Origin of the sequence: Mucilaginibacter sp., assembly GCF_041660805.1 — a bacterium.
GTDB lineage: Bacteria > Bacteroidota > Bacteroidia > Sphingobacteriales > Sphingobacteriaceae > Mucilaginibacter.
Map to the genome: position 1 here is coordinate 24,621 of NZ_JBAZVP010000010.1, position 16,293 is coordinate 40,913.

Genomic DNA, 16,293 nt, shown 5'->3' on the forward strand with positions numbered 1-16,293 from the left:
TCTAGTCGTTTTCATTTATACACACCGTCCCTCCGGTGAGAACCGGAGGGCGATGTGGTGTATGGTATTTTGTGTCTTTTATTTTTCTTCTAATACTTAATGACAATGTAGCCTGTTTTGCGTTTAGCTTCCTTGCCTTGTTTGTAATCGAGCGAGTAGAAGTAAGTACCCGGTAATTGTAACTTGCCGTTTGAAGCATGCCCATCAAACACTACCGAAGAGTTGTTATAACCCTTTGCAGTATAGATCACTTCCCCGCTGCGGTTCATCACCATTACCTGGTTATCCTGGTATTGGCCAATGCCTTCAATGTTCAGGAAGTCGTTGATGCCGTCACCGTTTGGTGAAAGGCCCTGGTGTATTACAACGGCTTGTACTTCAATTGGGGTATTAAAGCTTTCAGGGTTCAATTTTTGTATCTTGTTACTTGCAAAACTGATTGTACCCATCGAGGCGCGAATTACAGTAATTAACAAGTTTCTTTTAGTAATTCCATCCTCGGCGTTGATTGATGCAGTAATGGTGTTCGGTCCAACACTTAAAGGGATTGTTCCGGATGTGTAGCCAGATGTTAAAGTTATGCCGTTTATAGTAATTGTAGAATTGACATCATTAGGTACAATTGTCATCTTTAAGTTGCTCACTGTATTACCTACTGAAGCTGTAAAATTATCAGTATTGCCTACCCGCACCAAAGGCCCCGAATTGATATTTACGGATTGCATACCGACATTATTTGATCCTATTCTGCTAACAGCTAAAGATACGTTTCGAGAAGTAATTCCGTCTTCTGCAATTATTTGCACATTGATATTAGTTGTACCTGCCTGTAGTAAAATAGGTGCTGATTCCGTTTGATTAGCAGTAACTACATCATTTACTTTTATTAGTGCATTAGGATCAATAGTTACAGCTGTTATCTTTATGCTGCTGGTCGTAGCACTTACAGAAGCTGTAAAGTTATCAGTATTACCTATCCGCGCTAAAGGCCCCGAATTAATGTGTAGTGATTGTATGCCAACATTATTTGATCCGGTTCTGCTCACAGATAAGGATACGGTTCGGGAAGTAATTCGGTCTTCCGCTATTATTTGCACGTTGATATTAGTTGTACCTACCTGAAGTGGAATAGGTGCTGATTCTGTTTGATTGGCTACAACAACTTCATTTATTTTTATTATTGCATTTGGATCAATCGTTATGGCTGTTACCTTTATGCTGCTGGTTGTAGCACTTACAGAAGCTGTAAAGTTATCAGTATTACCTACCCGCGTCAATGGCCCCGAATTGATATGTATTGATTCTATGCCAACATTAGTAGATTTAATTTTGCTAATAGCTAAAGATATTGTTCGGGAAGTAACACCGTCTGCAGCTATTATTTGTAGGTTAATGTTAGTTGTACCATCCTGAAGTGGAATAAGTGCTGATTCTGTTAGGTTGGCTACAACTACTCCATTAACCTTAATTATTGCATTGGGGTCAATTGTTGCAGCGGTTACCCTTATGCTGCTAATTGTAGAGTTTACGGAAGCTGTAAAGTTATCAGTGTTACCTACCCGCACCAAAGGCGCTGAACTGATATTGACTGACTGTATACCGACATTACTCGATGGTGGCCTATTAACGACTACTGTATAAGTTTTGGTAATTAGGCCATCCTGTGAAGTTACCACGGTGGATAACGTATTGGCCCCAACATTTAATGGGATTGCTCCTGATGCCGCTCCGCTGGCTATTGCATCTCCATTGATTGTAATCGTAGCAGTGGCATCTGTAGTTACAGGTGTTAGCGTTAGGCTGGTGGTTGCGTTACTTACAGTTGCGGCATACGCAAAAACATCTTCATCAAACGCGGGGCTTAAAGTACCTGCACTTAAGGTAAGGCTGGCCAATGTAGGTTGCGGTGCTAAACGCGTTACATTAACAGTATAAGTTTTAGTATTAATACCGTCGGCGGCTGTAACAACTGTTCTTATCCTGGTTGGAGGGCCCCCTAATAAATTTATAGTAGCTGTTGGGTGTGCTGCATCAACAGCAATATTGTTTACCGTTATTGTAACGCCCGATACGGTGGCTACAGGGGTAACATTTATAGTACTTATGCTATTTTTTACAGATGCTGTATAAGAAGTAGTAGCCGATGTAAAGTTCGGGGTTAATGTGCCTTTGTTTAACGCCAAAGAAGCGAGGGTAACATCAGCAAAAGGCAACCTGTTTACATGTACCGCATAAGTTTTTGTATGTACACCATCTTGAGATGTTACCAATACTGTGAACAAATTATCACCTACCGATATTGGCAACAGATCTGTAGAAGTGTCATATGGCAAAGTAACCCCGTTAACAGTTACGGTAGACACTGCATTTTCTGAAACTGCAAATACACGTATTGATGCAATGTTGTTAGGGGCGTAAATTGTTGTAAGTTCTTCTCCGATGGTAAAGTTGAAGTTTTTAGAGAAAGTCGACCCCGAGGAAACGTTCAATGCAAACAGGTTAGCAACCGGCGATAGTAAAGGCGGCGCCTGGCCTGCACGGGTTAATACCAGTGTATAAGTTTTGGTAGCGCTTCCATCCTGCGAGGTAACTACTATATTAAAGGTGTTTTCACCGCCGTGAATGGCCATGATATAATTTTGGAAACGTGGTACTACTGTTCCGTTTATTTTTACCACGGCGTTTTCATCTGCAGACGTTGCCGTTAACGGCAGGCCTGTTAACGTAGAATCGGTAACGGTTGCGGTGTAGGCATAAGTGTTTGGATCAAAAGGTTCGTTTATGGTAGTTTCGAAAGGGGTATTCAAAACCGTAAGCGTTGCATCTGCAGATTTAACGCGGGTAATAGCTACAGTATAAATTATGTGACCTGTACCATCCTCAGAGGTTACATCTATAGTAAGTGCGTTGTCGCTGAAACCTATTGCCATATAATTGCCCGAGAAAACGTTAAGTGGCTGCCCGTTTACGGTTACTGTTGCCCTGTCATTTGATGGCACCGGCATAAAATAAAGTGACGATACATTGGTTGGTACCGTAGCGGTATAACTATGTGTGCCTGCAACAAATGGTGTGTTTAAAGTAAGTTGACTATTGCCCAGCGATGACAGCGTAGCATCAGACGATTGTGCGCGTGTTACTGTAACTATATATACCCTGTCAGTACCGTTTTGGGCCTTTGATAATATACTAATAGGGTTTTCGCCAACTCCAAGGCTTATATTCGCCGGGCTGGCAGTGGTTGCAGGACTGCCGTTTACGGTAACAGTCGCTGTATTATCAACCGGCACACCGTAAATATCAGTTGAAGTAACCAGGTTACTTACCGAAGCTGTGTAGTTTAATGTATTGGTATTAAATACCGGGCTTATTGTAATGCCACTTAAGCTAATGCTGCTTAAAAGATTATTAGCTGAGTAAGCACGGTTAATGCCTAACCTATATGCCTTGGTTGTTGCATCCTGGGCGGTTACTATTATATTAAATTCATTGTAACCGGGGATCAGGGTATATGTTTTTGTACTGCCTGATGTAAATGCCTGGCCGTTTACCTCCATGGTTGCGTAAGTGCTGTTAGCGGTGGCCGACAGGTCAAATGATGTAACTTCATTTGCCACATTAAAAGAATAGTTTATTTCGTTACTGCTGAAAGCCGGGTTTATGCTACCCTGTGTAGCAGTTAAACCGGAAAGTGTAGCATCTGCCGATGCGACAATAGTTAAAGCAGTACTGTTTGATGCATCCTGCACAAAATTGTAATTCGCCGCGTTTAAGCCAGATCCGGTAATATCATAACTGCCCTGTGCGCTGGCTATTGTGGCTGTCGATGTAAAACTTAAAGAACCTGTTGTGGCCGATGCTATGTTATCGCCGTTTGCAAAACCGGTAACGTTACCTGTAAAAGTTGGGTTAGCAGTTTGGAATTGACGTGTAACATGGTCTGCAACATAAGTTAGGGTGCCCTTGCTTATAGATAAATTGGCACCTGTGTAATTTAAGGTATAATTTGTACTTGCAGCCAATGTGCCTTGTATAATAGCATAAGTACCGAAGTCGTTGCCCGGCTCCCTGCTTAATTCGCCGCTAAATGTATCTCCTCCTGACAGTGCGTCGGCTGTATAGGTTAATACGGGGTCGGTATCGCCATAGGTTTTGCTTTGGGCCTGAGCGGTCACGTTAATGCTTTTTTTGCTGATAGACAAATCGGCACCTGTGTAATTTAAGGTATAGTTATTATTCAAAGCAAGTGTTCCCTGTGTAATAGGATATGTGCCAAAAACTTCACCTGCTGTCCGGGTTATTTGGCCTGTAAAGCTTTCGCCATTTGGCAGAGCATCGGCCGTGAAAGTTAATGCAGGATCAGTATCACCAAAAGTTTTACTTTTTGCATTCGCTGTTACGTTAACAGGTCTTTTATTAATGGTAAACACAGCCCCGATAAAAGTATAGCTATAATTGCTATTTAGCGCAATTGTACCCTGTGTAATGGCATAAGTGCCGGCATTTTCGCCTGCTTCCCTAACCAATGACCCGGTAAGCGCATCGCCACCTACTAAAGATCCGCTTATAAATGTTGTAAGCTGAGGGTCGATATCGCCATAGTTTTTAGATCTGGCATTTGAAAAAATGCTTACTACCTTAGGGGTAATCGTTAAATTATCACTTATAAAGGAAATGTCATAATTCTGATCGGTGAAAACCCCTGTACTGGCATTTACAGGTTTTTTTGTGCCCAATGTTAAAGCATAAGTTCCAACACTTTCACCGGGTGCCCTGCCAAAAGTACCCGTCATACCTTCGGCTGGCGCTACAGAACCTGTAACAAACCGATAAGGAAAACCAGGGTCTACGCTGCCATATATTTTTGTTGCGGGTTCTGGTTTAAGTACTATTACCCTTTTGGTAATAGTAAGATTGGTAGGCACAAAGGTTATATCGTAATTATTATTAACAATTTCATTGCCATTAGTAGGATCAATTATCTTTTTGTTACCAAATGAAAGTGCGTAAACACCAACAGTTTCACCTGGTTCCCGGGTAAATAAGTCTCCTGTAACATTCCCTGCGGCTAACGTACCTACAATTGAAAAGGGATACCCTGGTTCAGCATCACCATAAACCTTGGTTGCCGGCAAAGGTGCAAAAGTAATAGGCCTTTTAGTGATAGTAAGATTGGCACTAACAAAGCTAAGGGTATAGTTATTGTTTAAACTTAAAGTATTTTGTATAATAGCGTATATACCGATGTTTTTACCTGCATCCCTGCTTAATGCACCGGTGAATGCATCACCTGCTACAAGTGCACCGCTTGTTATAGTATAGGTAAATGTAGGGTCAGCCTCACCGTAAATCTTTGTTTGGGCAGTTGCCGTAACTGTTACAGCCGCTTTGTTTACAGTTAGGGTTTGGGTAGCGTTGGTTGCCGCTAAATAATTGGCATCCCCCCCCTGTGAGGCAGTGATAGTTGTAGTACCAACACCTGTTAAATGGATCTGGCCGCCTACAATAGTTGCAACAGCGCTATTGCTGCTGGCATAGCTAACACCAAGGCTGCTGCTTGCGCTTGCGCCCGGTGTAAAATCGGCATTGCCATAGTTTTTTGCAGGGAGGGCGTTAAAGGTGATGGTTTGCGCCGCTTTATCCCTGGTTACGGTAGTGGTATATGTTTTGGTAGTGGTACCGTCTTGCGCGGTTACTATGGTGGTAATGGTATTGCTGCCAACATTTAAACCTATTGAGCCCGATGCTGTGCCAGATGTTACTGCAACGTTATTTACTTTTATACTTGCATTAGCATTATTTTTTGTTGGTGTAACCGTAATAGTTGAATTTGAATTCGCTACAGATGCCGTATAAGAAATTGTACCTGCAGAAAACGATGGCGTTAATGTACCTGCGCTTATTGTAAAGGCGGAAAGATTAGCATCGTTTGAAGGTGTTGTGAAAGAAATAACCGCACCATAAGCTGTTCCTGCACCGCTGGTTGCGTAAGATCGTACATAGTATGTTGTTGAACCACTAAGGCCGGATATACTTTGGGAGAAAATACCTGTACCCGTACCATTAGCAGCTTTAGTGCCATTGCCTATAACAGGGGTTGTATTTGTACTACTGTAAACAACGCCACGTTCACTTACGCTAATATCGCTTTTTGTTACATTGCCGCCCAAGGTTGCAGCAGCAGATGTTATACCTGATGCACTTGCAGTTGATAATACGGGTATTAGGGGTACCGCCATTGATTTCACTGTTACTCCAGCCGTAAGTGAGCTCAGTGAAATTATAGTAGATACATCGCCGGTTGTAAGGTTTACCGCTTTAATAGCCCTGTTTGCTGTTACACCCTCGTAAATATACGCGCGGTTGTTACCGGCATCCAATATCATTGACTGTGATGGTGATGCTGTAACTGCTGCTTTGATTACTGTAGTGGTGCTTCCTCCCGGTTGTACCTTATTTAAAGCATCTGTAGCTGCTGTTGATGTAGCTATATCATCAGAGGTAAGGTAGTAAAGGTAGTCGGTAAGCGGGTCATAAGCTATATCCTTTACAGTACCTGAATTAATTGTTGCAGTTTGGGTAAAAGTATTTGAAGTTAAACTATATGTTTTAATACCTCTGCTGCTTCCCCCAGTAGATTCGTATACAAATACCCTGTTATTTGGAATATCAAGTGCAAGGTATAAGGGAGACGGAGTTATAGATGACTTTATTAGCGTTGGTGTGCTATCAGTAGATTTAACCTTGTAGAGCGCATCAGATACGTCGGTTGAAATTGCACTGTTAGTGGTAATGAAATAGATGTAGTCTGTAGCCGCATCATATCTCATAGAGTTAAGTGTATAGGGGACCGGTATACTTCCTGTAATTGCCCCGGTACTTGCAGTAACTATTTTTATAGATTTTGTTGCCGATACCGCGTCATATATGAACAATCTGTTGTTGGCTAAATCCTGTGCTATAGCAACCGGCGAGTTTGAAAATGACGGCACCATTACTGTATTTGATGAACCATCATAATTCATACGGTTTAATGCATCTGTTGTCGCGTTAGTACCAACAGTTTCGTCAGATGTAAGGTAATAAACCTGTGCCTGGGTACTCCCGCTTATGCTGATAAGCACCAAAACAAATAAAGCTGCGAAAAAAGAACGAATGTCCTTTGTTAGCAGATTTTTTAATAAGGGTAAAAGTTTTTTCATGATGAGGTTTTAAGCGTTCGGTTTGTATTTTGACGGCTACGCCGTTATGTTTTACTAATAAAAGTTTGCCCTGTTTTTAAACTATAAAAACCTGCATACCGGGCCGGTATGCAAGTGTTATTTATATTGAAAAAGTTAATGTTTAAGCTTCTGCCGTTTTTGCAGGCCACATTAAACTTATTGTTTGCTATGTTAATTGTACCGGGTGAATTATTTGTTTTTTCAAAAGCTATTTCGGCATCCAGTATTTTTAATTCGTAACCATTTATTAAAGTGCTAACACCATTATTCCATGATGTACAAGCTTTTATCAGATCGAGTATTTCTTTTACTTCCATTTTATCCCAGTTCACCATTACATCGGCCAGTTGAGGCTTGTTGTAATACCTGGCTTGGGTTTCGTTCTGTATCCGGTTATTCAGTGTTTGTTTTCTGTTTAGTTTATCAAGTATCTCCAATACTCCTTTAACCTGCAGTTCGCTAAATGCCAGGTTTGTATAGTTGTATGTAAAAAAATCCTCGTTTTTAATGCTTTGCTCCCAAACAACTGCCCCGCTATCCAGCTTGTTAGTTAATTGGTGTATAGCTAATCCTAATTGCGCTTCTCCATTTTTTAACTGCCAAAAAACCGGCGATGGCCCCCTGTATTGTGGCAGCTTACCAAAGTGTATGTTGTATATTCCTTTTGGCACACCACTTAACTCCTCAATAGCAATTTTATGAGCGTATCCGGTTATAAAAATCACGTCCGGCTCGTTCAGTTGTTGCCAGTTGTAAAGCTCTTGTTTATCACCTTCTGCATGAAACTGTATATGGTTTATCCTGCAAAAGCCGGCCAGATCGTACACGCTGATATCAGCATGGGCCGATTTGCCGAAGTATAACATAACCCCTACTTTATTACTGCTTAAGTAAGAAAGCAGGGGTATGCATATTTTTGAATTTGATACGATACCGATTTTCATCAGTAGCTGCCAAAATCATTACAAATGAGATTCATTTAACAGTTATGGTCTGGAAGGCCAAATGCCCTGCCATGCTATGATATAGTTTATAGCCAAATATGGCGGCAATATCTTAATTGGCTGATTGCTTCCCGATGGATTAATAGCACCCGCGTTTAATGTAGCCCCCGCGGTTGCAGTAGCCGAGTAAAAAGGTAATGCATCACCGGTTTCAGCATTTGCGTTATAACCTAAATAGGCATTAGATGCCAACCCTACAGTTGGCGCCTCGGTATTGATGCTCATGGTGTGTGAGTGTGAAGGCATCTGCAGTGTATTTAAGGTAACAGTTTCGGCACCACCCATATCACCTAAATTATAGTAAGATACGCCCTGTCCTGCCTGTATAGGTACACGGCCTTGAAGGTTTGGTAACCTAAAGTTTGATACGCCATCGCCGCCATAGGTTGTGCCCAGGAGCGAGAAAAACGCCGAATATTGGTTAATTGGTAATAATGCGCCGTTGCATAAAAACCAGCCGTTTGGTGCAAAGTTGCCGGCAAACATTTTAATTTCTCCGATAAGAGGTTCCATAATTTTAAATCGTGATAAGGTTTAGGTTTAATATTGTAAAGGTATTTATATTTAAAGGTTTAGCAATTGTTTTTGTATTTTATATCCTGAAAATCAGTAATTTAACTAGTAAGGTTTATTATTAACCAAGTATTAAATCTGGTTGCCATTATATTTTTTTGAAACATGATATTATCATTATTTCGATTTTGAATGCATCATGTGAAATAAATATAACCTGCAATTAATTACAGGTTGTGGTTATGATTATTGTTCTATTAACATAATTGCTTTTCCAAAGCTCAATTAAAAAATGAAACTGTAACAGGGTGAAATCAGCTTTTTTTAAGGATTATTTTAGGGTAATAAAAGGGTAATACACATATTGTATATATATTTATAAATATTCACCTTCGATAACCTTAATTACAATACATCATGACAATTAAAAGAACGCTCTTTTTACTAACTGTGGCAGCCATAGGTTTAACCTCATGCCAAACCAAACCGGCCGAAACAAAGGGCGGGCCAAGCGCCTTTGAAGCCGATACTTTAAGCTACAAAATAGCTAAAGCCTACGTTAAAAACTATGAAAAACACGCGGGTACTGTAGATTCTATCGATACAAGCCCTGGGTCTAACAAAGTGGTTAAACTGCCAAATACGCGTGCTATATGGTTTAGCGCCGGCAGGTTAGATTCCCTTATTTCCAAGATCAAGAAAGAAAAAGGCGATGGTATCCGTTTTTACCTGGCTACTTATGATGCCGGTTATAAGGAAGATGTTAATACCCGCATGCCCGATAAAAAATACTGGGGTTATAACACATTGGTTATGGTATCAACCAAAGATAGCCTTGGTAAATACCATCAGGATTATTACAAAAATACATCTGCTAACGGGCCGGCATCAGGTTTTATAGTAGGGGCAACTCCAGAAAACCGTGGCGAAATGTGCCCGCCGCCACGCGATTGCACCGGCGCTACCCTGTTACCTTAATAGTAAATGATATTTATTACTTATAATACCGTATCGGCTTTTTTATGCTTTTTGGCGGCCCTTATCTTTTTAGTTAAAGATAAGGACCCCGCCTGGCGGCTGCTCATCCTTTTTCTGCTCGCATCATGCGCTGCAGAAGTGCTGGGTGTGTACATGCGCAGAGTAATGCATACAAATTTGGCGGTTTACAATATTTATTTACTGGTGGAGTGTGGCTTCACCAGTTATTTTTATTATCACTTATATAACAACTATAAGCATAAGCTAAGATGGCTGCTTATATGGCTGGGCGCTTTTTCGGTAATGTACATTACCGAACTAATGCTTAATCATTTTAGCGATTTTGCATCGGTTTCGGCAACAGTTATGTCGGTAGTGTTTGTGCTGGCCAGTTTGTTATATTATTTTTTAAAACTGCAGGACGACCGCTTTGAGCCATTGCTAACTTCCGCGCCTTTTTGGTGGGTGAGCGGAGCGCTTTTCTTTTACTTTGGCAGTACGGCCTGTAACCTGTTCTTTGATTTTTTAAAAGAACATGATTATTCGGGTTACAGCCGGTCGGTAAGATATTCGGTATTTATCTTACTAAATATTATCCTTTATACGTGTTGGTTATTTTCATTCATATGCAGGTATCGTCAACGGAAATTATCTACCTGATAGGGTTATGTTCCATTATATTTTTAATAGCACCGGTATTTCTGATCATATATGTTTTATTATATAACCGGAGGAAGAGGAAACACGCCGAAGAAAAAGTTGCCATGCAGATAAACTACGAGAACGAGTTGCTAAGAACCCAGATGGAAGTGCAGGAGCAAACCTTTAAAACCATTGCTTATAACCTGCATGATAACATTGGGCAGCTATTGAGTTTGATCACCATTACCCTGAGTTCGGTAAACGTGAATGACAGCTATAAAACTGCCGAAAAGATCTCGATCATTGAGGATCTCACCAAACGGTCAATGAAAGAGGTAAAGGCATTATCGCGCCTGCTGCATGGTGAAGAGCTGCTGGGAAAAGGCCTCACCGCCGCCATTGAAGCCGAACTTGACTTTCTGCAGCGCAGCGATCGCTATAAAATTAACTTTACCAAACACGCCGATATTGTTTTTGATGACAGCAGTAAGGCCATCATTGTTTTCCGCTTGTTTCAGGAGATAATTAACAATATAATACAGCATGCCAGGGCAACAGAAATATTTATAACGTTAGAGCAGGTTGCCGGTATGTACAAAATAATTATGCGCGATAATGGCGTTGGGTTTGACGTTGACCAAACCATGACCACCAAAACCGGCATGGGGCTACTAAATATTACCAAACGCGCTGCCATGATAAAAGGCACGGCCTACATAAGTTCGGTGCCTGAGCACGGTACTGTCATCATTTTAAACATTCCCATAACAGATTAAATGCAAGATCCAAAAGTTGCCATAGCCATTGTAGATGACCATACGCTGTTTAGGCAGGGGCTGGCCCACCTGCTTACCGAATCAGGAGAAATAGAAATATTGTTTGATGCCGGTAACGGTGCCGAACTTATGAAAAAGATAACCCTGCATCCGTTGCCCGAGGTGATACTGATGGATATAAACATGCCGGTAATGGATGGCTACGAAACCACTAAGTGGGTAAAAGAAAATTACCCGGAGGTAAAGGTGCTTGCCCTAAGCATGTTTGATGAGGATAAACCCATTATACAGATGCTAAAGAGCGGCGCGGGTGGTTATATGCTCAAAGAATCAAAGGCTACAGATCTGGTGAATGCTATAAAAGGCATAGCCAAAAACAACTTTTTTATTAATGAGCTGGTATCAGAAAAACTGATGCGCAACATACAGTTAAACAACCAGGCACAAAAAGCTGCCAGCATAGTGCTCAATGCCAATGAGTTGAAGTTTCTGGAGCTATGCTGCTCTGATCTTACCTACAAACAAATAGCAGACAAGATGAACCTCAGCTCGCATACTATTGATAACTACCGCGAATCGTTGTTTCAAAAGTTCGAGATCAAATCAAGAACGGGTTTGGTGATATCAGCGCTAAAGAACGAGATGATCAAGCTTTAGTAGCTCAATGTTCCGCTGTTCCGTTCCGCAAAAAGCGGAACAAACCGGAACAGAGCCTGGCAACAGTGAACAGATTGTTGGGTTAGGGGAGAAGCCGGGGAGTACAAGGTCATTCCACCTTATGCAAGGCATCTAAAAATAACACTCCGTTATAACCATCCACTACAAACTAAACGGTGACTATTTTAGTATACGCCAGGATACGGATTCATGTCGTTTTTTGAAAATTAATGCCTTTTTCGTGCAGTTTTTACTTTGGCATTATTATTAATATATAGTAAGCATATCACAAAAACTGACTTATGAAAACTTCTATCAAAACCACCATTCTTTTAAAAGCTTTCGACATTGAATTGAAAAGGATCATAGATCAGGATCTTGAAAAATATAAGACAGAGCAACAACGCAAAAAGAACCTGGAGTTTGTTAAGCAACTGCTTGCCGCAGCTTAGTTAGTTGGCAACGGTTCATAAGGCTAATGTTGTTGCGATAGTGCGGTAATCTCGCCGCTACCGCAAGCGTCTCGCTTGTGGCCGCATGCTTAGTAAGCAATCTATTTATTACCATCCTAAATCCACAAGTGGGACGCTTGCGGTAGCAAAAGCACGTCAATTAATTGTTATTAGAACGGTTTTTATTATCCTGCATCAAAACATTGCATGACCTGTAACATAACGGCTAATTATAACGTCTATAAGTTATTGCCCAGATTAGGTGTTGCGATAAAAAACAACGGTATTGGCTGCCACATGCCTGCCAGGCCATCAAACCTGATACAGGTCAAGGCTAATGGCAGTAAGTTAAAGGTGCCTTATTTAGTGCGCACCCATCATATCGCCATCTATTTGGAAGAAACAAGAAAGATCCGGGCTTTTATTAACAGCCATAATTGAAGATAACAGGTCATTAGCCGGTCCCTTGAGAAAGGATCGACATGAGATTGACCTGATTTAGTTGATGCGCCCCGGGATGAGATCCGGGGCGTTTTTTTATTTGTGCAACTCCAAACAGCCCTTTACCCATTGTTTTTAAAATAGCTTATTTGGAAGCCGGTCAATAGCTTGTATTTTTATTTTCTTATAAAATACCTCAGCCCCTTCAGATTGTATTTGAATTTTCCCTTTGGTAAGCGGCAGCTCCTGCCCTTCATTCATTTGTTTGCTATGATACAAAACCATCATTACTTTACCATTTATAACATGTATACTGGTATCGCCATGGCAATAAAGGTCAAGCGTGTTCCACTGCCCTGGTGGGTTTTCGGCATCGCCACCCTTTATGCAATGGCGGCCCTGCACCTCGCCTTCTTTAAAAGTAATAAGTGTTCCCTGCCGGCTGTAAACATAATCCTTGCCCAATTTAACAACCGGTACATCAGCTATGCCCCCTGCAACGCCCCAGTAATCGCCGCTATTGCCTTCTTCTATTTGAAATTCCTGCGAACGCATCCAGGCACCGTAATCAGCACCATATTTGCCTACCGAATGGTATAGTAATCCGCTGTCTTTCTTTTTACCCTTCTTTTGTCCCCATGATAATGCACCCCATTTAAACTGTAATTGGAGGTGATAATTTTCATATTCCTTTTTGGTGGAGATAGCGCCCCAGTTTTCGCCGGATATACGGATAACATTGCTGCCATTATCTTTTACAATGCTAAAAACGTTGCGTGGGTCCTTATTTAAGCCAATAGGCGTCCCGGTTATAGGTTTACCGCTATCATCAAGATCAGGCCCTATATAAGTATCCCAGCCTGTAAGATCCTTCCCGTTAAACAGCTGTTCCCAGGGGGATTTTACGGGGCCTATAAAACCATATATAATTGCGCAAAATAACAGCAACAGTAATAGTTTAGGAGTTTTCATAACAGGTTAAATTGGTTATTTACCCAATATAATCATTATATAGGTTAGGCAGTAATACTCAGATACTTATTAATTAATTAGTGTCTTTTTATAAAGCGGGGCAATAAAAACAGGTAACAACAAAAAAGCAATAAGAGAATCACACGCCGGGGAATTAATGTAACTGCAAGAATGGTGTTTATGTAAAAACGCAAAGTCCGTCCTCTTTGGCTGGTATAAAAATCATATCATACCCGTTTTTCACGCATTAACAGTAAGGGGATCAGCGTATAAAAAGCAAGCTTTTTAGTTAAGCTGCCATGAAATAAGCGGTCGAAGAAAGTATGCTGCCGGGGTACAGCAATTACAAGCTGGATATCATGTTCTACAGTAAATTCAAGTATGCCCACGGCAATATCCTCATGAACGGCATAGTGATATTCCGGATCCTCCTTGTCCCAAAGCTGGTGCAGCACCATTTGTTCATTAATGGTATCGGGTGCAAAATTGGCCCTGTCTTCGGTATCTACATTCAATACCAGTAATTTAGCATCCAACGTATGAACCAGCGACCTGATCTCCCTGGCCGGGGTAGATGCAGAAACACTTTTAAGGTCACAGGCAAAAGCCACCCGACGGATCTTGTCATAGCGGGCTTCCGGTGGTACAAGTAACACCGGGATGATGCTTTCCTTAGCCATGATCATGGTATTGCTCCCAATCAATACCCGTTCCAGCCCGTTTTTCCCGGTAATACCCATAACAATCAGTTCTACCTGGTAACGGGTGGTTATATCTGTTACAGCCATCAGCAGTGGCCGTTCATCGTTAAGCGTATCAATCAGTGTCCGCTCGTTGATAAATGTCCGCAGTCTGTTTTTTAGTTCAGTGAGGCTGTCTGCACTTGTTTGATGAAGGGTTTCCATTTCCGATGGTCCGGGTAGGGGGACCTCGGCGGGCGCCTTAAATTCATAAGAATGATAAAGGATCAGCTGGTCCGTTTCCAATTGGTGCGTTAAACAGGCAGCATACAAAGCGGCATTATGGGCGGCCTCAGAAAAATCGGTAAGAACCAGAATTGCTTTCATAACGGCTGGCTTTAATGGATAAACAGACCCGTTTTAAATTATACATTCCGGGAAAGGAAAGGTTTGTTTTGCGGCAATGCATTTTTTCACAAATGTTTGATAATCTGCGTATATACATGGTTAAAATTCAAATCATCAACTATCTGGTAGGGATTACGGGCACAAAATTTGCAAATGTTATAACTAAAAACACAACCCAATATGAACGTAGTTGTTTTTGGATTGCCAGGCAGCGGAAAGACCTATTTTGCAAAAAAACTGGCTGCAAAGATCAAGGGTTTACATATTAGCAGCGATACCATCAGGCAGCAGTTGCAACAACAGAATAAATACCAGGAACAGGCAAAAATGGATGTTTATTATGAAATGCTGAGACTGATGGAAAAAGCCATCCACCACAAACAAAATACGGTGTTAGACGCCACCTTTTATAAAGCCATGATCAGGGACTTGTTTAAAGAAAAAGCCCGGCTGTTAAACAGCGCTATCTATTTTATTGAGATACAAGCCACCGAACCTGTTATTCAGGAAAGGGTGAGCAGGAAAAGAATGGACAGCGATGCTGATTTTAAAGTTTACCTTGAAATTAAACAACTGTTTGAGCCCTTAAAGGAAGATCATCTGATCCTGTATTCGGGCAGGGAGGGGGTGGATGACACGCTGCATAAAGCCCTGGCTTATATCAACTATCCCGATGAACAACTCCGAAATTGAGACGGCTGCGGGATATTGTTACCAAAAAGCTAATCCAATTTCTACATACATCGTTTTTAACTTAATTGTTCTACCGGCACATCCACAACGGTAGTCGCCTGGTTATAAAAATCTTTAGTTAGTATTTTTATGTTTTTTTTAAGTTTGCTATCCTGCTTTTTCAGGCCGGTAACCGCCGCTTTATCCTTTGCCTCATCACTGGAGAACAAGGCTATGGCCAGCACGTGATCATGCCAATCGCCAATGGCGGCTTGTACCTCATCCAAATAATGGTCATTAAATGCGGTATGCCGCACGGGTTTGGTTAATTTATGGTTATAGATTAAAATTTTAACCTGTTTACGGCATTGATGTAAGCGGTCATCAAATTTAAGTGCTGTAAGAGAACCTGCAATTTGTTCTAATTGGGTTTGATAAAACAAAGTGATATGCAGATCGCTGATCGGTTTTATTTTCTTTTTCAATAGCAGGTGTGTGCTTTTTAATTTTTCAAGAAACCGGGCCTTGTTTGATTTAAACTTCCTGGCCGCTTTTACCTGCAATTGGTGCTGGCTGTTCATAAATTCATTATGATGTATATGCTGCGCCTTTCCTAATTCCTGGTTCATATAAGCATTCCGTATCTCGCCGGCTTGTTTAAAAATATTTCTTACCGGCTTGAACAGTTTGGTTAATTTCTGATGATGGTCCACACTGCTTGATAAGATCAAAAATGCACGTAACTTTTTAACCTGGGTGCGAAAATGATGCAGGTCTTCCTGTTGTTCCTTTCTTAACCAGGACTGTAAACTGGTTTTCATCTCTGCCCATTCTTTATCAAAATATTTTCTTTCCTGTCTTTTTTTCATATAAGG

13 protein-coding genes are annotated in these 16,293 nt (G+C 41.2%); 7 read left to right on the plus strand and 6 right to left on the minus strand.

The window, feature by feature from the left end:
- Positions 1-89 precede the first annotated feature (89 nt).
- Genes WC743_RS14215 through WC743_RS14225 form a run of 3 tightly spaced genes read right to left on the minus strand, consistent with a single transcriptional unit; the run spans position 90 to position 8,740 of the window.
- On the minus strand, positions 90-7,202 hold the full coding sequence (locus WC743_RS14215; protein WP_373012770.1) for a cadherin-like beta sandwich domain-containing protein: 7,113 nt from the start codon (positions 7,200-7,202) through the stop codon (positions 90-92).
- A gap of 44 nt (positions 7,203-7,246) precedes the next feature.
- Positions 7,247-8,167, minus strand: coding sequence for a methionyl-tRNA formyltransferase (locus tag WC743_RS14220; protein WP_373012772.1), 921 nt, complete (start codon positions 8,165-8,167; stop codon positions 7,247-7,249).
- 42 nt (positions 8,168-8,209) lie between these two features.
- Positions 8,210-8,740 carry a phage tail protein gene (locus tag WC743_RS14225; RefSeq protein WP_373012774.1) on the minus strand — a complete coding sequence of 177 codons (531 nt, stop codon included), beginning with the start codon at positions 8,738-8,740 and terminating at the stop codon, positions 8,210-8,212.
- A gap of 417 nt (positions 8,741-9,157) precedes the next feature.
- Between WC743_RS14225 and WC743_RS14230 the strand changes: the two genes are divergently transcribed.
- The 6 genes from WC743_RS14230 (at position 9,158) to WC743_RS14255 (ending at position 12,686) form a co-directional block, all read left to right on the plus strand.
- Positions 9,158-9,718: a hypothetical protein gene (locus WC743_RS14230; RefSeq protein ID WP_373012775.1), complete on the plus strand. Its 561-nt coding sequence runs from the start codon at positions 9,158-9,160 to the stop codon at positions 9,716-9,718.
- 6 nt (positions 9,719-9,724) lie between these two features.
- Entirely contained in the window at positions 9,725-10,378 is a 654-nt protein-coding gene (locus tag WC743_RS14235) for a hypothetical protein (protein WP_373012777.1), read from the plus strand.
- Positions 10,345-11,136 (plus strand): sensor histidine kinase, encoded by a 792-nt coding sequence (locus WC743_RS14240; protein ID WP_373012779.1) that lies wholly within the window; start codon positions 10,345-10,347, stop codon positions 11,134-11,136. Before WC743_RS14235 ends, WC743_RS14240 begins: the two co-directional genes overlap by 34 nt.
- Positions 11,137-11,793, plus strand: a complete 657-nt coding sequence (locus WC743_RS14245) for a response regulator (protein WP_373012781.1) — start codon at positions 11,137-11,139, stop codon at positions 11,791-11,793.
- Between the two features lie 302 nt (positions 11,794-12,095).
- Positions 12,096-12,245 carry a hypothetical protein gene (locus WC743_RS14250; protein ID WP_373012783.1) on the plus strand — a complete coding sequence of 50 codons (150 nt, stop codon included), beginning with the start codon at positions 12,096-12,098 and terminating at the stop codon, positions 12,243-12,245.
- A 207-nt stretch (positions 12,246-12,452) separates the two neighbouring features.
- Positions 12,453-12,686, plus strand: coding sequence for a hypothetical protein (locus tag WC743_RS14255; protein WP_373012784.1), 234 nt, complete (start codon positions 12,453-12,455; stop codon positions 12,684-12,686).
- A 135-nt stretch (positions 12,687-12,821) separates the two neighbouring features.
- Here WC743_RS14255 and WC743_RS14260 read toward each other — a convergent pair whose 3' ends face one another.
- Together WC743_RS14260 and WC743_RS14265 are read right to left on the minus strand one after the other, a co-directional pair.
- Entirely contained in the window at positions 12,822-13,658 is an 837-nt protein-coding gene (locus tag WC743_RS14260; RefSeq protein WP_373012786.1) for a DUF1080 domain-containing protein, read from the minus strand.
- A 227-nt stretch (positions 13,659-13,885) separates the two neighbouring features.
- Positions 13,886-14,725 carry a universal stress protein gene (locus WC743_RS14265; RefSeq protein ID WP_373012788.1) on the minus strand — a complete coding sequence of 280 codons (840 nt, stop codon included), beginning with the start codon at positions 14,723-14,725 and terminating at the stop codon, positions 13,886-13,888.
- 201 nt (positions 14,726-14,926) lie between these two features.
- Here WC743_RS14265 and WC743_RS14270 point away from each other — a divergent pair, with 201 nt between their 5' ends.
- Positions 14,927-15,439: an AAA family ATPase gene (locus tag WC743_RS14270; RefSeq protein ID WP_373012790.1), complete on the plus strand. Its 513-nt coding sequence runs from the start codon at positions 14,927-14,929 to the stop codon at positions 15,437-15,439.
- A gap of 56 nt (positions 15,440-15,495) precedes the next feature.
- Here WC743_RS14270 and WC743_RS14275 read toward each other — a convergent pair whose 3' ends face one another.
- Positions 15,496-16,287 (minus strand): CHAD domain-containing protein, encoded by a 792-nt coding sequence (locus WC743_RS14275; RefSeq protein ID WP_373012791.1) that lies wholly within the window; start codon positions 16,285-16,287, stop codon positions 15,496-15,498.
- Positions 16,288-16,293: the final 6 nt, after the last annotated feature.